Below are 18,828 nucleotides of genomic sequence, written 5' to 3'. Positions count from 1 at the left end.
TCCCGGTCTTACAGGCAGGTTACCTACGTGTTACTCACCCGTCCGCCGCTAAGTCACTCCCGAAGGAATAACTCCGCTCGACTTGCATGTATTAGGCACGCCGCCAGCGTTCGTCCTGAGCCAGGATCAAACTCTCCAAATTGGTTAGTTGATGACTCATTACTTTTTTATCGCTTTTCCATTAATCCGTGAGGATTAACGGGGCAGTTTCACTCGTTGTTCAGTTTTCAAAGAACAATCTTTTCTTTCACGTCAGCCGTGTGTCTCTCAGCGGCGACTTAGATAATATATCACGTTTGCCTATACGATTGCAAGCATTATTTTTGATAATAGTAAAAGAATCACAGAAACCGTTCTTGCTCCAACTACAACCGTAAAAAAATAACGAGTTGAGCGCTCTCACGCCAACTCGCTAACCTCTCATTCATTAATAGTGCTTGTCCGCCGTATATTTCGCCGGATCTTTCTTCAGCTCGATTTTCTTCTTGCTTTTCTTAAGCGCCGCATTAACCGTCGTATCGATCGTTACCCATTTACCGTCCAGCCATACCTCATTCCAAGCATGATACGTCTCCACATAAGTCGAGCTTCCCATTACGAGCTTAGCCGGAATATCCAGGCTTCGAAGCATGGCTGCAGATAATGAAGCGTAACCGTAGCAAATCGCTTTTTTCGATTTGAACGTGTCGTCGATATTAGGGATGTAATCTGCCCGCACATTGGCAGCAAGCTTCTCGTCGTAATTGATATTGGTTATGATATAGTCGTGAACCGCCTTAACTTTCTCAATATCGGTTTTAAGTCCTTTAGTCAATTGTTGGGCTTTAGCAATCGCGCTGCTTGTGCTTGTCCACGCAATATTTTGCACCGAGTTTAAATAAACCGCTCGATTGTCCTTCATATCCAGCTCTACCGTTTCTTTCTTAATAAGCTTATATTTATTTCCTGAAACATTCTCGAGCAAAGTAATCGTATATTCACCGTTGCCAAGCTGCAGCGGGAAGAACTCCTCCTTTTTCCCGGAGGTTAAGTTGTATGTATACTTCTCATTCCCTTTCGCAACCATCAGTTTTATCTTAGCTTTGGCATTTGCGGCATAGCGAACCGACACCACGCCTCGTTCCAGATTGGATTGGTCTAACCACTCCGGGCTGCTTGCTTGTACCGCATATCCATTTGTCGATGCAAAAAGAATAAAAAACGCTGTCACGAACAATAAATATTTGCGCATAAATAAAACTCCTTTCGGCGGCCAGGCTGCCATCCTGCTGGAAGGCCCTTTAGCTTTGCGTCCCTGCCTTTCGACAGGTTTGCCGTTATCGGGTAAAGCTTTATTAATGCAATAGTAACATATGAATCTTCTAATTCAATACGTTATAGCAAAAAAAAGAGCAAAATTTGCCATATTTTCTGTCAATAAGCGCAAAAAACCGCCGGTCCGTTAGGATCCGACGGTTTTATTTTATTCGCCTGAACGCTGGTCTCTCATATGCGGGAACAATAACACGTCGCGGATAGACGGCGAATTGGTGAGAAGCATGATCACCCGGTCGATACCGATGCCAAGTCCGCCGGTAGGCGGCATGCCGTACTCCAGCGCGCGGATGAAATCTTCATCCATTTCATGAGCTTCGTCATTGCCGTGCTCGCGTTCGACAAGCTGCGACTCGAACCGCTCGCGTTGATCGATCGGATCGTTAAGCTCGGTGAAGGCATTCGCGTGCTCGCGGGCTACGATAAACAACTCAAACCGGTCCGTAAAACGAGGGTCGGCATCGCTCTTCTTCGCAAGCGGCGAAATTGCTACAGGATGCCCGGTGACGAACGTCGGCTGAATCAGCGTGTGCTCGCAGAATTGCTCGAAGAAAGCATTTACGATATGACCGAATGTCATATGCGGTTCAACGGCAACCTTGTGTTCTTTCGCCAGGCGATGCGCTTCCTCGTCGTTCATCTCGACACTGAAATCAACGCCCGTCGCTTCCTTAACAAGCTCAACCATCGATACGCGGCGCCATTGCGGAGTCAAATCCACTTCATGGTCCTGGTAAGTAATTTTCATCGTTCCGAGCACTTCCTGCGCGATATGAGCAATCAGATTCTCGGTTAACGCCATGATGTCTTTGTAGTCGGCATACGCCTCATACAGCTCGATCATCGTAAATTCCGGATTGTGGCGCGTCGAAATGCCTTCGTTCCGATAGACGCGTCCAATTTCGTAGACCTTCTCCAGTCCGCCTACAATGAGCCGTTTCAAGTGCAGCTCAATCGCGATCCGCATATAGAGCTGCATATCCAGCGCGTTGTGGTGCGTGATGAACGGTTTGGCTGCCGCCCCGCCGGCAATCGCATGCAGCGTCGGCGTCTCAACCTCCAAGTAGCCGCGGGAATCCAGGTAGCGGCGCATGGATTGAACGATTTTGGAACGGGTAATAAAGGTTTGCTGTACGTCCGGGTTAACGATCAAGTCCACATACCGCTGGCGGTAACGGAGCTCAACATCCTTCAGGCCGTGATACTTGTCAGGCAAAGGAAGCAAGGACTTCGTCAGCACCTCGACATCAAGCGCTTTGACCGATACCTCGCCTGTATTCGTCTTGAAAACGACGCCGTGAACGCCGACAATATCGCCGATATCAAGCAAATCGAATGCTGCAAATTTATACTCTTCGACGGTGTCCTTCCGTACGTAGATTTGAATTTTTCCGCTCAAATCCTGGATGTGGGCAAAGCCCGCTTTCCCCATGCCGCGCTTTTGCATAATGCGACCTGCGATGCTAACCTTCACCGCCTGCGTTTCCAGCTCTTCCTTCGACGCCGCTTCGTATGCTTGTACAATATCTCTTGCGTTATGAGTGCGTTCGAATTTCCGTCCGAAAGGGTCTACCCCTAGTGCCCGAAGCTCATCCAGCTTGTCTCTGCGAATTTGCAGAAGCTCGCTCAGCTCCTGCTCGTTGTTATTCTCATGTTCCACTTCTTCATCTCCTTGATACGCTCGTTAACGTTCAAAAAGCTTCCAACAAGGAAGCTTTCCGATCCGTACCCTAGCAAACCTTATTTTTTGATATCGAGAATTTTGTATTGAATGATGCCGACCGGTACGCTGACTTCGACGACAGTACCCTTCTTCTTGCCCAAAATGGCTTTGCCGACAGGGCTCTCGTTCGAAATTTTGTTTTGCAGCGGGTCAGATTCGGCCGTGCCTACAATGGAGTATTCCATCGTATCGCCAAACTCGAGATCCTCGACCGTTACGATCGAACCAATGCTCACCGTATCAATATCAATATCATCGTTATTTATAATGCGCGCGTTACGCAGCATTTTCTCAAGGGTTATGATGCGGCCTTCAATAAAAGCTTGCTCGTTCTTGGCGTCCTCGTATTCCGAATTCTCACTGATATCACCGTAACCGATCGCTATCTTTATTCGCTCCGCCACTTCACGACGCTTGACTGACTTCAGGTTCTCTAATTCATCTTCGAGCTTTCGCAGCCCTTCTTGAGTCAGAATGATTTGCTTATCGTTCATCTTTCCGATTCTCCTGTCGTGTGACTTATTTTCATACCTTGTATGAATTCACTGATACCTAATATATTACGCTTCATTGCCATCATACCTAGAGCCGTTGGAAGCGCGCCCGTGATGTGAGGTTAGATTATATTGCAAGATTATATTGCAAGGTATCCTGAATGTCAATCAAAGCCAGACGAACCAGTGAAACCGTTTCATTGTTCCTGGGCGAAACAGAAGCCGCGTAGAAGCGGCTTGTGTCGAATGATGTCGGATAACACTTGCCGCACGCATGCATTCGCCGCCGATCTATGCAAATCAGTAGGCAATCTCTTCCGCAGCGGACGATTTCCCGCCTGAAGAAGCGGCACTCCCCGGTTGAAATTCCGTATCCTCTTCTAGGGACCGGACGTAGTTCTCCAAGATCGCTACCATGCGGTCACGACCCGTTTCTTCCATAATAACATCCTTCACGCGGGCACCGCCGGGCAATCCCTTCAGATACCAAGCCAGATGCTTGCGCATCTCGCGTACAGCTACCGCTTCATTCTTCAGGGCGATTAACCGGTTCAGATGCAGGATAGCCACCTCTATCTTCTCGCGCGGCGACGGGTCCGAGAGCAGTTCTCCGTTCGTCAAATATTGGATGGTCCGGTACAGCATCCATGGATTGCCGAGCGCACCGCGGCCGATCATCACGCCGTCGCAGCCCGTATGCTCCAGAAGCCGCTTCGCGTCTTCCGGGGAGAATACGTCGCCGTTTCCAATTACAGGGATGGATACCGCATCCTTAACATCCTTTATAATGTCCCAATTCGCCTTGCCCGTATACAACTGTTCGCGCGTACGTCCATGTACGCTGACCGCTTTGCCGCCTGCGCGCTCAACGGCTTGCGCGTTCTGAACGGCATAGATGTGCTCGTCGTCCCAGCCGATGCGCATTTTCACCGTTACCGGCTTCTGTACGGCATCCACGACCGACGACACCATCTCGTAAATTTTATTCGGGTCCAGCAGCCAGCGCGCGCCCGCATCGCATTTCGTCACCTTCGGCACCGGGCAGCCCATATTGATATCGATAATATCCGCATTGGTCTGCTGATCGACAACCTTCGCGGCTTCCACCAGCGATTCCCGGTCGCCTCCGAAAATTTGCAGACTAAGCGGCTTCTCGCGCTCATCGACGAACAGCATCTCCATCGTTCGCTTGTTCCCGTGTAAAATCGCCTTGTCGCTGACCATTTCCGCGCATACAAGACCTGTTCCGAATTCTTTGGCAATTAATCGAAAAGCCGGGTTGCACACGCCTGCCATCGGCGCCAGCACCACTCTGTTCTTCATCTCGATGTCTCCGATTTTCAGCATGTCGCTCCTTGCTCCTCTTCTGCTTTATTTAACCTATTCACGATCAATGGACATCAGTTCTTCATAACTGATTCCTAATGTTTTGGCAATGTGACCCAACAGCTTAGGGTCTGTCTTCCTCGTCCCGCGCTCAAGTGAGCCGAGAACGGCCACCGATACGCCAAGCTCCTTGGCCAGCTCTTGCTGAGTATAACCCTTCAGTTTCCGAAAGGCTCTGACGCGCTGCGCCAATTGATTGTTTTCCATAACGTAATGCCTTCCTTTCCGTCCCGAAGCGCCGCTTCGGACGCTGCCTTCACTTGCTCCTGCAGAGGATGCCCGGGTTCCAGCACATCATGCAGCGGCACGAGAACGAACGACCGTTCCATCATGCGCGGATGCGGCAGCGTCAGCTCCTCTTGATCCATTCTGACATTATGATATAGGAGAAGATCGAGGTCAATGGTTCTCGGTCCCCAACGTATGTGCCTGACGCGGCCCAACTGCTGCTCGAAGGCCAGAAGCCGGCGAAGCAGCTCCACAGGCGGCAGCATCGTCCTTACAGCCAGTGCCATGTTGAGAAAAGCGGGCTGATCCGTATAACCGACCGGATCGGTCTCGTAAATGCCCGATGCTCTGCTTACCTCGATGGCAGAATGCTGGTCAATCAGCAAGATCGCTTCCCGCAGCAGCTGCTCGCGATCGCCTATATTAGAGCCTAATGCGATATAAGCTTCCGTCCAAGCGCCGTCAGGCGGGAATTGTTCGTCCATCTGCGTCCCGCTTTCTGCGCAGCTCAACCGTGACTCCGTCAAAATGGATGTCGAACGGCGGATGCGGCTTCGTTACTCGAACCGTCACTTCATTTACCATAGTATAAGCTTCCAAAACCCGCGATGCAATGTGACCCGTTAAGGCCTCGATTAATTTAAACGGCGGCCCTTCGACGATTTTTTTCGCAAAAGCATGGATGTCCGCGTAATTAACCGTATAGCTGAGGTCGTCCGTTTGCGCAGCTTTCTCCAAGTCCATACGCAGCTCAATATCGATGTAAAACTGCTGGCCCAGCTTATTCTCCTCCGGGAAAACGCCGTGGTAGCCGTAAAATTTCATTCCTTTAATCATCATCGTATCCATTTGATTCTCTCTCCAATCCGTACAGCTTTATGGCAGACGCCGTGCATGGTCCGTAAGCTCTTTATTCAGCCCTGGTCAGCGCCTCCTTAAGCGGCATAAGCTCGTATCAATGAAAATTTTTCAAATTCGGAAGCTGGCCATCGGCTAGCTGCGGTACATAATCGCGTCCGCCATCAGCGCGGTCCGCTTCATCGCGCGGACGTCGTGCACGCGCATGATCTGGCAGCCATGCGCGATGCCGAGGGCGACGGTCGCAGCCGTCCCCTCGGCAAGCTCTTCCACCGGCAGGTTCAGCGTCTGCCGGATGAACCGCTTGCGCGAGGTGCCCAGCAGCACCGGATAGCCGAGCGCGGTCAGTTCAGACAGACGGCCGAGCAGCTCGAGGTTGTCGTCGTGGTTCTTGGCGAAGCCGATGCCGGGGTCCAGCCACACCCGGTCTTCGGCGACGCCGGCTGTGCGTGCGATGGCGACGCTGCCCTGCAGGTCGGCGAGCACGTCCGGGACAAGGTCGTTATAGTCCCGGGCGTGGCGGTTATGGCTGAGTATAACGGGACAGCCATATTCGGCCGCGACTGCGGCCATGTTGGGGTCGCCCTTCAGACCCCAGATGTCGTTGATGATATGCGCGCCGGCTTCCAAAGCTTGGCGTGCGGCTTCGGCTTTGTACGTGTCGATCGACAACGGCACGTGCGGCAGCGCTTCGCGTACGGCACGTATGACGGGCAGGATTCGCCGAAGCTCCTCCTCCAGCGGCACGGGCTCGAAGCCGGGCCTTGTCGATTCGCCGCCGATATCCAGCAGATCGGCGCCTTCCTTCACCATCGCACGCGCATGCGCGACCGCTGCGTCCACTTGGTTATAACGACCGCCGTCGGAGAAGGAATCCGGAGTCGCATTCAATATTCCCATAATTAAGGTGCGTTCACCCAGTACGAGAGTCACCCCGCTGCCCAGGTCATAAGTTCGCTTTCGGAATTCTGGTTTCCGGTTCATGTCAGATCACCGCCATCCTTATTTATCGCTGCAGCTTCCATGCCATATTCATAATTGCTCCTTATATTTCGTAGTTTCCCGGTATAACGATAACAGCCGCTTCGTGATTGGGCCCGCTTCCGAGGGACCGATGGCCGTGCTTCGACCATCCATATCCGTTAAGGACGTAACCGGCACGAGCTCTTGAATCGAATTGGTTAACCATATTTCATCGGATTCAAGCAGCCGCTCCCAGCTGTACAGCCCTTCCTTCGTCTCATAGCCCGTTTCCCGGGCAAGCTCCAGTACTTTCGCCCGCGTAATCCCGGGCAAAATTCCCGTGGCGATGGAAGGGGTATAAACAACGCCAGCCTGAACAAAGAATAAATTGCTGACAATCCCTTCCGTCAGCCATCCGTCCCGGCTGAGCATTACCCCTTCCGCCCCCGGCGAAGCGCCGCTGGCGAGAAGCTCTCGCTTCGCAATGATATTGTTCATATATTGAAGCGATTTGAACCGGGTCTCGCCTTCCGGCGTATTGCGAAGCGTCCTTAGCAGCCGCAGCTCCTTCCCGCGCAGATGCGCCGCTTCCGAAACGGCAGGCAGCGCTTTGACAAGGAGCAGCTCGCTTGGCTGCTCATAATCGCCTGCAGGCAAACCAAGCTCGCCTTCGCCTGCGCTTACCGTCAGGCGCACGTAACCGTCCTCCAACCCGTTCGCGGCGAGCAGCTCCCTTACGAGAGCGGTGATTCCGTCAAGATCGGCGCGATAGGTAATGCCAAGCTGCTCGCAGCCCGAGTGCAGACGACTCAGATGACGATCCAGCAAATAAGGCTTTCCCTTATAGGTGCGGAAGGTTTCAAATAAACCGATACCGTACAAAAAACCGTGATCATATACAGAGATCACGGCTTCGCTTGCATCCTTAACGGAGCCGTTCAGCGCGACGATCATCGCGCCTCGCCCGTCCGAGCTTGCAAGAAATTACGAAGCATCGTCAGTCCGTGCTCCGTTATAATCGATTCCGGGTGGAACTGCACCCCTTCAATGGCATATTCCTTGTGACGCAGGCCCATAATTTCGCCTTCAACGGTTTCCGCTGTAATCTCCAGGCAGTCAGGCAGCGTCTCGCGGCGGACGATCAGGGAATGATAGCGAGTAGCGGTGAACGGCGACGGCATGCCCGCAAAAATCGATTTGCCGGCATGATGGATTTCCGACGTTTTGCCATGCATCAGCTTTTCTGCCCGCACGACCTCCCCGCCGAACGCTTGTCCGATCGATTGATGACCGAGACATACGCCGAAAATCGGAATCTTTCCTTTAAAATGCTCGATAAGCGACAGACTGATACCCGCTTCGTTCGGTGAGCAAGGCCCTGGCGATATGAGAATATGATCCGGCGCTAACGCTTCTATGCCGGCCAAATCGATCTCGTCATTGCGTTTCACCGTAATTTCTTCTCCAAGCTCTCCTAAATATTGCACCAGGTTGTACGTGAAAGAATCATAATTATCGATTACGAGTATCATTGTAACGCTCCCCCTTTATCGGCTTCCGTTATTCGTTCGCCCGAAGCGAACCGTTCACTGTATTGCATGGCCTTCCATAACGCCTTCGCCTTGTTCAAGGACTCCTTATATTCCCGCTCGGGTTCGGAATCGATCACGATGCCCGCTCCCGCTTGAACATGTACGACTCCGTCCTGTACGGTCATCGTTCGTATAATAATATTAAATTCCATATCGCCATTGTAGTCAATCCACCCCAGAGAGCCGGTATAGGGGCCTCTTCGCACGGGTTCCAGCTCTTCGATAATTTCCATCGTGCGGATCTTCGGAGCCCCGGTAATCGTTCCTCCCGGAAAAGTCGCCGCAATGACATCATAAGCGTCTTTCCCTTCCGCCAATCGTCCCTCTACCTGGGAGACGAGATGCATGACATGCGAGTACTGCTCGATGACCATAAGCTCCTCTACTTTAACCGTTCCGTAAGCCGATATGCGTCCAAGGTCGTTCCGCTCCAAATCGACGAGCATAATATGCTCGGCTCTCTCCTTCTCGTTCGAGCGCAGCTCCTCGGCAAGGCGCAAATCCTCCTCTTCCGTCCGCCCGCGCCGCCTCGTGCCAGCGATTGGGCGCGTTACGAGCTTATCCCCGCCGAGCTCGACGAGCAGCTCCGGCGAAGCCGATACGAGCTGAAAGTCGGGACAGCGCAGAAAGCCCATATACGGCGATGGATTGAACAGCCGCAGCCATTCATACAGCTCCTCCGGGGATATCGCGGTTGCCCGGCTCTGACGGACTGACAGATTGACCTGAAAAACGTCACCCTGTTCGATGTACCGCCGGATGCGCCGCACAGCGTCCATATACGCCTCCTTCGTGAACGGCGACGTTAGCCCCGTCATCGTTTCGACGTCCATTTGAAGCAGATCACCTTCCGTCAGCCTCAGGCGCTCCGCGCGAAGCTTGTCAGCCTTCTCCTGCGCTTCGCTCGCTTCAAACCAGGTAAGCCAATAGTCGCTCATCCCTTCAGCCCTCGACAGCGCACGCTCATACGTTGCTCGCAGCTCGTTCTCGTTTGCTTCCGGATCAATAGCGGAATGGACGACGCAGTAAACTTTCGCCTGCTCATGATCAACAATCCACAGCTCGTTCATCAGCATAAAAAGATAGTCCGGTATATTCGTATCATCTCTGGCATGGGACGGCAGACGTTCAATTGACCGTATGACGTCATAGCTCCAGAAGCCGGCGCAGCCGCCAATCCACTTCGGTCCTCCATCAAGCCTTGGACCGCGGTGACCGCTCATCCACTCCCGCACAACCTCTAGCGGCTTGCCTCGCCACTGCCGTCTCGTCTGTCCTTCGAGCAACTCGAACTGCACCGATTCCGCCGCTTGCCCTTTCCCTCTAATTACGCCATCCGGGTGCAGACCCAAATAGGTATACCGGCCAGCCTTCCCGCTCTCCAGCACAAATGCATAGGGAGATGCATCCTGCCATACTTCTTCCCAGGACGTAACGCTCGTCCGTCCCTTCCATTGAAACGGCAGCTCCTTCAAGATAGGCAGCGTCGTATATTGCCGTTCGGCGTGCCACCGAATCCACTGCTCCAAAGCGGTGACCATCACCTTCAACCCCCGATAGCTTGACTTATTTTGCTCAGTATACAAAACTGCGCGGCAAAAAGAAAGCCTTCCATCCCGAGGAATGAAAGGCTTTCCGATATTGGCCTGCTGCTAGTTTTCAAAGTTGAACAACGGCGTGGAAAGGTAACGTTCGCCGTTACTTGGAACGATCGCCACGACACGTTTGCCGGCGCCAAGCTCCTTCGCCACCTGCAGCGCTGCATAAATCGCTGCGCCGGAGGAAATGCCGCAAAGGATTCCTTCTTCTTTCGCTGCGCGGCGTGCGTATTCGAACGCTTCTTCGTTCTCGATCGTAATAACGCCGTCATAAATCTCACGGTTCAAAATATCAGGCACAAAGTTAGCGCCGATCCCTTGAATCTTGTGAGGCCCTGGCTTGCCGCCCGACAGGATTGGGGACGCAGCCGGCTCAACCGCATAAATCTTAATGCCTTCGAAGTTCTTCTTCAGCACTTCGCCGGCGCCCGAAATCGTTCCGCCTGTGCCGATACCGGCAACGAATGCATCCAATTTGCCGTCAAGCGAATTGATCGCTTCCACGATTTCCGGACCGGTTGTCTCGCGGTGGATCTTCACGTTCGCTTGGTTCTTGAACTGCTGCGGCAGGAAGTAGGACGGATTCTCTGCAGCGAGTTCTTCCGCTTTGCGAACCGCGCCGTTCATTCCCTCGGAGCCTGGCGTCAATACAAGCTCAGCGCCGTAAGCGCGAAGCAGGTTGCGGCGCTCCATGCTCATGGTTTCCGGCATAACCAGAATCGCCTTGTAGCCTTTGGCTGCCGCTACAAGTGCAAGGCCGATTCCCGTGTTGCCGCTTGTAGGCTCGATAATCGTATCGCCCGGTTTGAGAACTCCTTCTTGCTCCGCTACCTCAATCATGCTGATAGCGATGCGGTCCTTTACGCTTGCGCCCGGATTTTGATATTCAAGCTTCACATAGACTTCCGCACTGCCTTCAGGTACGAGACGATTCAAACGAACAAGTGGAGTATCCCCGATAAGTTCTGTAACGCTTTGCACAATTCTAGCCATGGATATAAAAGCCTCCTTATTCCGACTAATTCAGTTGGTTTTCGCTAATTACATCTTAACAATGTCTTGTATCCGTTGTCAATAGTGACTTTCCGCTATGAAGGAAAACCCGATATCATCTGTGTAATTATTCCGTTTTGACTGCTTCATATTTCGTTAGAAGCTTGTCCTCCAGCACATTTAAAGAATCAGCTCTCTCAAGCGCCAGCTGCTTCCGTACGGTATCATGAAGCCTTTGCCCGCTGAGACCCGTCGTCGTCTGTCTCTCTACCAAGCGGATAATGGCGTAACCGCCATCCACCTGAATCGGTCCGGCCGTTTCCGCGATTTGCAGCCGGCTTGCCGTTTCCAACATTTCCGGGTCGTAGAACGGGTCATCCGCATCAATCAGTCCGAGATCACCGCCTGTATCCGCCGTATACGAATCCATGGAGTAGGTACGCGCAAGCAAATCAAAATCCCCGCCAGCCACTAGCAGCTGCAGCAGTGAGTCCGCTTCCCGTTCGGATTCGGTTAAAATCCATTTGAGATGAAGCTGCTCCTTTGCGCTAAATTCCTCCGGATGCTCCTCGATGTACCGGTCAATCTCCTTATCGGTTACATTAACGCTGCGGACGGCTATTTTCTCAAGCAGAAGCTTGTAACGCAAATCAGCCAACAGCTGCTCCTTAGAGAGGCCCAGCTGCCCCCGCATAACCTCGAGGAAGCGCTCTTCACTTTCGTAGCCCTCCATCATGTTCTCCAGCTCGCGGTCAAGCTCTTCCGGCAGCACGTGAAGCTTCGCGGCTTCCGCTTCGAGTTCAATCGCTTTGTGTACCATCATCGTTCTTAAAACGGTGTCGCCATGCTGCCTATACAGCTCTTCCTCAAGCTCTTCGGCTGTAATCACATCCGCGCCAACTCTGGCAACGGCGTCCCCATTCGGCTTAGGAACGGGATTAGGCCTCCCGGTTGCAGCAGGCTTACCTTCATTGCCGACATTCGCAGGCGCATGTTCATTCGGCCATGCTTTAATGACAACTACGACTGTCAAAACAACCATACATACGGCTTGCAGGATAATAACCGCCTTCAGCGCCTCGTATTTCCTCATTGCCCTATTGCCTCCGATTTATTGGATCGGCTTCGGTTTCGCTTGAGCGAGCAGCAGCTCGAGCTGCTCCCGGTCAAAGGTGTGCACATCGTTGCTAAATTGACAAACGACTTCCGCTTTACCGTCTTCTTCTATGATTTGCTTTAGCTCATGTTCGCCCAGACTGAGCAGCGTTTGCTCTATGCGTTCCCTTGTGCTGCCGCTCTTGCGCGATAAATGCATCGTGTCCAAGATTTGCAAATCGTCGCCGACGATCCATCGCAAAATCCCTTCAGGCGTCTCTCCTTGATCCAGCAGCGCCGTTACCGGAGGCAGCGTGCCGATCGCCTGCTCGAGCCTTGTAATCTCCTCATCCGTTAGACCCGGCATCAATTGCACGATAAACCCGCCGGCATGAATGACGGAATTATCCGTGTCGACCAGTACCCCCAGTCCCACAGCAGACGGCGTCTGCTCCGACACGGCGAAATAATAAGTGAAGTCCTCGCCAAGCTCGCCCGAAACAATCGGAGTGCTCCCGCGATAAGGATCCTTCATCCCTAAATCCTTCGTAATATGGATATGCCCGTTCCGGCCGACAGCCCCCGCGACATCCAGCTTCCCCTGCGCGTTGCTCGGCAAATGAACCTGAGGGTGATCAACATAGCCGCGGACCTCGCCGTTCGCGTTCGCATCGACGACGATTTGGCCAAGCGGACCATCGCCTTTTACCTGGATCATAAGCTTCTCGTCGCCTTTCAGCATAGCGCCCATAATCACACCAGCCGTCAACGTGCGTCCCAAAGCCGCGGTTGCCGTCGGATACGTGCCGTGACGCTGCCGATGATCCTCTACAAGCTCAGTTGTACAGGCCGCAAATACGCGGATTTTGCCATCCCAAGCCGTTCCCCGCACAAGCACGTCCTTCAGCTGCTCTTCCATCACATTCCCTCCTGATTGCGTTCATATATTATTCGTAAGCCTTCAAGCGTCAGAAGCGGATCAACCTCTTCTATCGTTTCCGATTCAGCCGCAATTAACTCCGCTAAGCCGCCGGTTGCAATAACGCGCGGCGTTACCCCGAATTCCGCCCGAATCCGTCTTACGATACCATCAACCTGCCCAGCATAACCAAAAATAATACCCGCTTGCATCGAGGTTACCGGATTTCTGCCAATGACGCTCTTCGGCTTCATGAGCTCTATCCGTGGCAGCTTAGCCGCTCTCTGATACAGCGCTTCCGTTGAAATCCCGATTCCCGGAACAATCGCGCCGCCCAAATAATTGCCGCCTTCATCTATGTAATCAAAGGTTGTGGCCGTGCCAAAATCAACGACAATGAGCGGGGTCCCGTATTTCACGATTCCTGCTACAGAATTGACGATTCGGTCAGCGCCTACCTCGCGAGGGTTTTCGTATCGGATGTTCAAGCCTGTTTTCACGCCAGGACCGACTACAAGAGGCGTCTTGCGCAAATATTTGAGACAAAGCTGCTCTAACGTACGCATCAGAGGAGGAACCACCGATGAGATAATAACGCCGTCCATCTGATCCAGCTTAACGCCGGCGTAATGAAACAGATTATGAATATTCATGCCGTATTCATCTACGGTAGCCGAACGGTTTGTGCTTAACCGCCAATGATGCAGCAGCTCTTTACCCTTGTATATGCCCAGCACGATATTCGTATTTCCGACATCAATGACGAGGATCATAATGAATCGCCGCCCTTCTTCGCATTTAAATCCAGACTGATATCCAGCGCTTGGAACGAGTACGTCAATCCGCCGACGGATATGACATCGACGCCGCTTTCCGCGATTCCTCGTACCGTCTCCAGCGTTACGCCGCCTGAAGCCTCTACAATAACATGAGGGGCCGCATGTTTAATACGCGCAACCGCATTCTTCATCATTGCAGCCGTCATATTATCGAGCATGATGATGTCCGCTCCGCACGCGATCGCTTCATCCACCTGCTCGAATGATTCCGTCTCCACTTCGATCTTCATCGTATGCGGGATTTTGTGACGCGCCGCTTCCACAGCGGCTTTAATTCCGCCTGCGCCCTTAATATGATTGTCTTTGATCATTACCGCGTCATATAATCCGAAGCGGTGATTCGATCCGCCGCCGACACGCACCGCATACTTTTCCAGCAAACGGTGACCCGGCGTAGTTTTGCGCGTATCGACAAGACGGACCGGCAGTCCTTCAAGCGCATTTACAAATGCGTTCGTCTTCGTCGCAATGCCGGACAGCCGCTGCATCAAGTTGAGCGCCAAACGTTCGCCGATAAGAAGACTGTGCGTGCTGCCTTCAACCACGGCAATAACATTTCCTTTGTCGACCTGGTCGCCATCCTGCACTTTTGCTTCAAATACAAGAGACGGATCTACCACGTCAAAAACCAGCTTCGCTACCGGTAAGCCCGCGATAACGCCGCTTTCCTTCACATGGATAACCGCTTTTGACCGCGAGTCCCTCGGAATCGTCGTCTCGGTCGTTACGTCTCCGCTTCCTACGTCCTCGGCAAGCCATCCGCGAATTTGCTCGCGTACGGCCGCATCATATCCGCCTGCTGTCCATTCATACATCTTCTATCCGCTCCTCCGTCAATCCGCTCAGCCGGTGCAGCACCGTATGCTTTCTCCACATTAAATCGTCGCGTGCCGGGAAGTCCTCCCGGTAATGCGCCCCGCGGCTTTCCTCCCGCTGCAGAGCCGATTGCGTCGTCAGCATCGCGCAGGTAAGCAAATTCGCGAATTCATATTCTTCGCGCTCCGATAAAATCGATTGATAGATCGGAAGCTGACGCTTCAGCTCCTCAAGCCCTTTAGCAAGCCCCTTCGCATCACGCCGCAGACCCACGTATCGAACCATTATTTTTTGCAGCTTCAGCCTTCTCTCCACTACCGCTTGAACCTGCGTCGAGACCCGCTCGCTTTCATATTGAATGCTTGGCTCCGCTTCCAGAGCCGCTAATTCATCGATGCGCTTCACGATTCGTCTGCCGAATACGATCGCTTCGGACAGCGAGTTGCTGGCGAGACGATTGGCGCCATGCACGCCTGTTGAAGAAACCTCTCCGCAAGCAAACAATCGTTTGATGTTCGTTTCCCCGTTAAGATCGGTTTTAACGCCGCCCATCATGTAGTGCATCGCAGGCGCAACCGGAATCCAGTCCGAGGTTAGATCCAGTCCGTATTTCAAACAGTATTCATATATAGTAGGAAAACGATGCTTCACCATCTCCGCAGACTCATGCGTAATGTCGATGTAGACGAACGTCGACTTCGTCTCCTCCATCTCGCTGACAATCGCCCTCGCCACTACGTCGCGCGGCGCAAGCTCTAGCTGCTCATGGTAACGCTCCATGAAGCGCTCTCCTTTGATATTGCGCAGAACCGCCCCTTCGCCACGAACGGCCTCCGAGATCAGGAAGCGCGGCGCGCCCGGATAACACAAAGCGGTCGGGTGGAATTGAATAAACTCCACGTCACGGATAAAGGCTCCTGCCCGGTAAGCCATTGCGATGCCGTCTCCAGTCGCAACCTCCGGATTGGTTGTGTACCGATACAACTGGCCGGCGCCGCCGGAGCTTAGAATGGTGGCTTTCCCTTTAACGAACAACCGTTGGCCGCCCGGCTTCTGTAAGATAACGCCGCAGCACTCGCCTTCATCCGTAACCAAATCAATGACAAAATGATCGTCCCATACTTCAATTTTCGGGTTAGCAACCGCGGTTTCCGACAAAGCTCGCACGATCTCGAACCCCGTCGCATCGCCGTTTGCATGCAAAATACGCCGCTGGCTGTGCGCACCTTCCTTCGTCAGCGCAAACTCGCCATTCTCCACATCGAACTGCGTACCCATCTGAATCAGACTGCGTACGCCTTTCGGACCTTCATGCACAAGCACGTCCACCGCTTCGTCCGAGCATAAGCCTGCCCCCGCGATCAAGGTATCCTGCCTGTGATAGGCCGGCGAATCCTCGTCCGAAATGACGGCGGCAATACCCCCCTGGGCGTAACGCGTATTGCTGTCCATCAATGATTTCTTTGTAATCATAAGGACAGAGTTATGCTCACTTGCCCGTATAGCGGTAAAAAGACCGGCAATGCCGGCCCCGATAACGATGACATCCTTTTCAATAACAGGCAGCTCATCCAGCTTTACATCGACTAAATATCTAGGAATCATCGTGGCCCCTCCAAATTATACATAAGAAGCAGCATATGCTACTTCACGAGCAGCATGCGCTCCAAGGACTTGCGAGCTTGATCCGCAACATGCGGCGGTACATAAATTTGAGGCTGCATCGTTTCCAGGCATTTCACGAGCTTCTTCAAATTATTCACCTTCATGTTCGGGCAAACCAAGTATTTGGATGCAAAATGGAAGGTTTTGTCCGGGCTGTCCAGTCTCAGTTGATAACCGGTTCCATCCTCAGTCCCGACAATGAATTCCTTGCAATCGGATTCCTTGCAATATTTAATGATGGCGGTTGTGCTGCCGACAAAATCGCCTAATTCTACAACCTCCGGGCGGCATTCCGGGTGAACGACAAATTGCGCGTTCGGATATTTCGCTTTCATTTCTTCTACATCTTTGACGGTTAACATGTCGTGCGTGTTGCAGTAACCTTCCCAAATAATCATTTTTTTATCGGTATTCTGCTGCACGTAATGACCCAGATTTTTGTCCGGTACCCAAATAACCTCATCGCCTTCAACCGAATTAACAACTTTAACCGCATTCGCCGAGGTACAGCAAATGTCCGTCTCCGCTTTAATCTCTGCCGACGAATTGATGTATGTTACAACCTTCGCGTTCGGATGCTGCGCCTTCAGCTTGCGCAGGCCGTCCACGTTAACCATGTCGGCCATCGGGCAGCCCGCACGCTCGTCAGGAATGATGACCGTTTTATTTGGTGCTAAAATCTTTGCGCTCTCGCCCATAAAATGAACGCCGCAAAAAACAATGACGTCGGCATCCGTCTGCGCGGCCTTCTGTGCAAGCAGGAAGGAGTCCCCGCGGAAATCAGCCACCTCTTGAATTTCATCCCGTTGATAATAATGCGCTAAAATGATTGCATTCCGCTCTTTCTTCAACTGCAACAGCCGTTCACGCAGCTCACGGTTTTGTTCCGCTTTGCGTTCCAGTGCCAGTGCTTCCACAATAGATCCTCTCCTCTTGTGAGGGATGGGCCTAAAGACCCATTCCGAATTCCGGCAAGCTCGACTTTGTGAATTGATGCACAAACTTAGAAAGTCGCTTGCCTATAGTTTAAACCAAAAGGCATAAATTCATTTGATTAAGATTTAATTTACACTTGGCAGATGCTACTGTCAATGTATTAAAGGCCATTATCGGGTGCAATTTCAAAATAATCAAAGCGGAAACGGCTATCGCCGTCCATTGGCGGCAAAAGCTAACGTTTCGCGGTGAATTCTAAGTACGAATAAGTGTGAAACTTATAAATTCTTAGAATTCCTGCAGAAACGATTTGCAGCGTCCTTGTCAAAGCACGCCGTCGTTTGACGGTGAAATAAAACCCGTTATAAAGCGCTAAACTTATAATGGATTATATTGACAAAAGGCTCCGTTCCGTATTCGAAACGAAGCCTTATATAAGCTAAACTCTACCGTTTGGCCGGGTCATACGGCTGTCCAAGCGCGGAAGGCGCATTGGAACGTCCCACCGCTCCTGCAAGCACAATAAGCGTCAGCACGTATGGAAGCATGTAGAAAAACTCAACCGGAATTTGCTTCGAGAACTCAAACAGCTGCGCGAAATTACGAAGCGCCTGAGCAAGTCCGAAGAACAAGGCCGCTCCAACGACGCCAAGCGGATTCCATTTGCCGAAGATCAGCGCGGCCAGCGCAATAAAGCCTTGTCCGGAAATCGTGTTATGAGCAAAGCTGCTTGTCGTCGTCAGCGTAATGGTTGCCCCGCCGAGACCGGCCAAAGCGCCGCTAAGCAGAACGCCGATATAACGATACTTCGTTACGCTGATCCCGACCGTATCCGCCGAGCTTGGATGCTCGCCTACCGCGCGCAGCCTCAGGCCGAACGGCGTACGGAACAGGACAAAGTAGCTGATGACCGCAATCGCGATTACGATGTACGTCGTCGGATAAGCCGTAAAGAATGCTTTGCCGAGCAATGGAATATCCTTCAGCACCGGAATCGCCCATTTATCGAACACGTACGCAAGCTGCGGCGTTTGGCCGGAGCCCTCATACAAGCTTTTGGTTAAATAGATGGCTAAACCAAGCGCGAAGATGTTAATGACCACCCCGACAACGGTCTGATCCGCCCGGAACGTAATTGTGGATACCGCATGAAGCAGCGCAACCAATACGCCGTAAATCGCCGCCGCCATAAATCCGACCCAAGGAGCGGAAGCCGCAAGCCCTGCTTGGCTTGCGTAATCCGTCATGACCGCAGCGGCAAATGCGCCGGATACCATCAGGCCTTCCAGCCCGATATTGACGACGCCGGACCGCTCCGAGTACATGCCTCCGAGCGCCGTGAAAATTAATGCGGTGGAGAATACAAGCGTGACATTGATAAGCTGCCCAATGACCTCTAACACGTTCAT

Annotated in this window: 19 protein-coding genes, 1 rRNA gene and 1 riboswitch; all 20 genes read right to left on the bottom strand. The window is 52.4% G+C overall.

From position 1 onward, the window contains the following. Positions 1 to 142: ribosomal RNA gene (locus H581_RS0108325) — 16S ribosomal RNA — on the bottom strand; the annotation flags it as partial. A gap of 285 nt (positions 143 to 427) precedes the next feature. Further along, complete coding sequence (locus tag H581_RS0108320) at positions 428 to 1,231, bottom strand: transglutaminase-like domain-containing protein (protein WP_028609616.1); 804 nt, start codon at positions 1,229 to 1,231, stop codon at positions 428 to 430. A gap of 13 nt (positions 1,232 to 1,244) precedes the next feature. Further along, a riboswitch (cyclic di-GMP riboswitch) is annotated at positions 1,245 to 1,325 on the bottom strand. Positions 1,326 to 1,462: 137 nt separating this feature from the next. After that, positions 1,463 to 2,974: a lysine--tRNA ligase gene (gene lysS / locus H581_RS0108315; RefSeq protein WP_028609615.1), complete on the bottom strand. Its 1,512-nt coding sequence runs from the start codon at positions 2,972 to 2,974 to the stop codon at positions 1,463 to 1,465. An 80-nt stretch (positions 2,975 to 3,054) separates the two neighbouring features. Beyond that, the gene (greA, locus tag H581_RS0108310; protein WP_028609614.1) at positions 3,055 to 3,531 is read right to left on the bottom strand and encodes a transcription elongation factor GreA; all 477 of its coding nucleotides are present in this window, start codon (positions 3,529 to 3,531) and stop codon (positions 3,055 to 3,057) included. A 300-nt stretch (positions 3,532 to 3,831) separates the two neighbouring features. After that, positions 3,832 to 4,878, bottom strand: coding sequence for a tRNA dihydrouridine synthase DusB (dusB, locus tag H581_RS33415; protein WP_051250569.1), 1,047 nt, complete (start codon positions 4,876 to 4,878; stop codon positions 3,832 to 3,834). A 33-nt stretch (positions 4,879 to 4,911) separates the two neighbouring features. Then, positions 4,912 to 5,124 (bottom strand): helix-turn-helix domain-containing protein, encoded by a 213-nt coding sequence (locus tag H581_RS0108300; protein ID WP_028609613.1) that lies wholly within the window; start codon positions 5,122 to 5,124, stop codon positions 4,912 to 4,914. After that, complete coding sequence (gene folK / locus H581_RS0108295; RefSeq protein WP_028609612.1) at positions 5,076 to 5,630, bottom strand: 2-amino-4-hydroxy-6-hydroxymethyldihydropteridine diphosphokinase; 555 nt, start codon at positions 5,628 to 5,630, stop codon at positions 5,076 to 5,078. Before folK ends, H581_RS0108300 begins: the two co-directional genes overlap by 49 nt. Next, a complete protein-coding gene (gene folB / locus H581_RS0108290) occupies positions 5,608 to 5,994 on the bottom strand; it encodes a dihydroneopterin aldolase (RefSeq protein WP_028609611.1) in 387 nt (128 codons plus the stop codon). Before folB ends, folK begins: the two co-directional genes overlap by 23 nt. Before the next feature lie 144 nt (positions 5,995 to 6,138). Then, positions 6,139 to 6,987 (bottom strand): dihydropteroate synthase, encoded by an 849-nt coding sequence (gene folP / locus H581_RS0108285; protein ID WP_028609610.1) that lies wholly within the window; start codon positions 6,985 to 6,987, stop codon positions 6,139 to 6,141. A gap of 48 nt (positions 6,988 to 7,035) precedes the next feature. Further along, positions 7,036 to 7,920: an aminodeoxychorismate lyase gene (gene pabC, locus H581_RS0108280; RefSeq protein ID WP_028609609.1), complete on the bottom strand. Its 885-nt coding sequence runs from the start codon at positions 7,918 to 7,920 to the stop codon at positions 7,036 to 7,038. After that, a complete protein-coding gene (gene pabA / locus H581_RS0108275; protein ID WP_028609608.1) occupies positions 7,917 to 8,498 on the bottom strand; it encodes an aminodeoxychorismate/anthranilate synthase component II in 582 nt (193 codons plus the stop codon). Before pabA ends, pabC begins: the two co-directional genes overlap by 4 nt. After that, positions 8,495 to 10,099, bottom strand: a complete 1,605-nt coding sequence (locus tag H581_RS33410; protein ID WP_156889530.1) for an anthranilate synthase component I family protein — start codon at positions 10,097 to 10,099, stop codon at positions 8,495 to 8,497. The genes pabA and H581_RS33410 overlap by 4 nt, the downstream gene beginning before the upstream one ends. Positions 10,100 to 10,210: 111 nt before the next feature. Further along, positions 10,211 to 11,149 carry a cysteine synthase A gene (cysK, locus tag H581_RS0108265; protein ID WP_028609607.1) on the bottom strand — a complete coding sequence of 313 codons (939 nt, stop codon included), beginning with the start codon at positions 11,147 to 11,149 and terminating at the stop codon, positions 10,211 to 10,213. A 127-nt stretch (positions 11,150 to 11,276) separates the two neighbouring features. Further along, positions 11,277 to 12,242 (bottom strand): peptidylprolyl isomerase, encoded by a 966-nt coding sequence (locus tag H581_RS33405; protein ID WP_051250565.1) that lies wholly within the window; start codon positions 12,240 to 12,242, stop codon positions 11,277 to 11,279. 18 nt (positions 12,243 to 12,260) lie between these two features. Continuing rightward, complete coding sequence (hslO, locus tag H581_RS0108255; protein ID WP_028609606.1) at positions 12,261 to 13,163, bottom strand: Hsp33 family molecular chaperone HslO; 903 nt, start codon at positions 13,161 to 13,163, stop codon at positions 12,261 to 12,263. Continuing rightward, positions 13,163 to 13,936, bottom strand: a complete 774-nt coding sequence (locus H581_RS0108250) for a type III pantothenate kinase (protein ID WP_028609605.1) — start codon at positions 13,934 to 13,936, stop codon at positions 13,163 to 13,165. Before H581_RS0108250 ends, hslO begins: the two co-directional genes overlap by 1 nt. Beyond that, positions 13,933 to 14,817, bottom strand: a complete 885-nt coding sequence (gene nadC / locus H581_RS0108245) for a carboxylating nicotinate-nucleotide diphosphorylase (RefSeq protein ID WP_028609604.1) — start codon at positions 14,815 to 14,817, stop codon at positions 13,933 to 13,935. Before nadC ends, H581_RS0108250 begins: the two co-directional genes overlap by 4 nt. Further along, positions 14,810 to 16,423, bottom strand: a complete 1,614-nt coding sequence (gene nadB, locus H581_RS0108240; protein ID WP_028609603.1) for an L-aspartate oxidase — start codon at positions 16,421 to 16,423, stop codon at positions 14,810 to 14,812. The genes nadC and nadB overlap by 8 nt, the downstream gene beginning before the upstream one ends. Positions 16,424 to 16,461: 38 nt before the next feature. Next, entirely contained in the window at positions 16,462 to 17,400 is a 939-nt protein-coding gene (nadA, locus tag H581_RS0108235) for a quinolinate synthase NadA (RefSeq protein WP_028609602.1), read from the bottom strand. 465 nt (positions 17,401 to 17,865) lie between these two features. Then, entirely contained in the window at positions 17,866 to 18,828 is a 963-nt protein-coding gene (locus H581_RS0108230) for an ABC transporter permease (RefSeq protein WP_028609601.1), read from the bottom strand.

The sequence above is a fragment of the Paenibacillus harenae DSM 16969 genome, from assembly GCF_000422465.1.
Lineage (GTDB): Bacteria > Bacillota > Bacilli > Paenibacillales > Paenibacillaceae > Pristimantibacillus > Pristimantibacillus harenae.
The sequence above is the reverse complement of the archived record's forward strand: the minus strand, read 5'-3'. Positions and strand labels throughout refer to the sequence as shown.

What these genes read in the sequence shown, in the direction of transcription:
- pabA (WP_028609608.1), bottom strand. Translation starts at nt 8,498, where the DNA reads ATGATACTCGTAATCGATAATTATGATTCTTTCACGTACAACCTGGTG.
- H581_RS0108300 (WP_028609613.1), bottom strand. Translation starts at nt 5,124, where the DNA reads ATGGAAAACAATCAATTGGCGCAGCGCGTCAGAGCCTTTCGGAAACTG.
- H581_RS33410 (WP_156889530.1), bottom strand. Translation starts at nt 10,099, where the DNA reads ATGGTCACCGCTTTGGAGCAGTGGATTCGGTGGCACGCCGAACGGCAA.
- nadB (WP_028609603.1), bottom strand. Translation starts at nt 16,423, where the DNA reads ATGATTCCTAGATATTTAGTCGATGTAAAGCTGGATGAGCTGCCTGTT.
- H581_RS0108320 (WP_028609616.1), bottom strand. Translation starts at nt 1,231, where the DNA reads ATGCGCAAATATTTATTGTTCGTGACAGCGTTTTTTATTCTTTTTGCA.
- folB (WP_028609611.1), bottom strand. Translation starts at nt 5,994, where the DNA reads ATGGATACGATGATGATTAAAGGAATGAAATTTTACGGCTACCACGGC.
- folP (WP_028609610.1), bottom strand. Translation starts at nt 6,987, where the DNA reads ATGAACCGGAAACCAGAATTCCGAAAGCGAACTTATGACCTGGGCAGC.
- H581_RS0108250 (WP_028609605.1), bottom strand. Translation starts at nt 13,936, where the DNA reads ATGATCCTCGTCATTGATGTCGGAAATACGAATATCGTGCTGGGCATA.
- H581_RS0108230 (WP_028609601.1), bottom strand. Translation starts at nt 18,828, where the DNA reads ATGAACGTGTTAGAGGTCATTGGGCAGCTTATCAATGTCACGCTTGTA.
- H581_RS33405 (WP_051250565.1), bottom strand. Translation starts at nt 12,242, where the DNA reads ATGAGGAAATACGAGGCGCTGAAGGCGGTTATTATCCTGCAAGCCGTA.
- hslO (WP_028609606.1), bottom strand. Translation starts at nt 13,163, where the DNA reads ATGGAAGAGCAGCTGAAGGACGTGCTTGTGCGGGGAACGGCTTGGGAT.
- cysK (WP_028609607.1), bottom strand. Translation starts at nt 11,149, where the DNA reads ATGGCTAGAATTGTGCAAAGCGTTACAGAACTTATCGGGGATACTCCA.
- nadC (WP_028609604.1), bottom strand. Translation starts at nt 14,817, where the DNA reads ATGTATGAATGGACAGCAGGCGGATATGATGCGGCCGTACGCGAGCAA.
- greA (WP_028609614.1), bottom strand. Translation starts at nt 3,531, where the DNA reads ATGAACGATAAGCAAATCATTCTGACTCAAGAAGGGCTGCGAAAGCTC.
- dusB (WP_051250569.1), bottom strand. Translation starts at nt 4,878, where the DNA reads ATGCTGAAAATCGGAGACATCGAGATGAAGAACAGAGTGGTGCTGGCG.
- folK (WP_028609612.1), bottom strand. Translation starts at nt 5,630, where the DNA reads ATGGACGAACAATTCCCGCCTGACGGCGCTTGGACGGAAGCTTATATC.
- pabC (WP_028609609.1), bottom strand. Translation starts at nt 7,920, where the DNA reads ATGATCGTCGCGCTGAACGGCTCCGTTAAGGATGCAAGCGAAGCCGTG.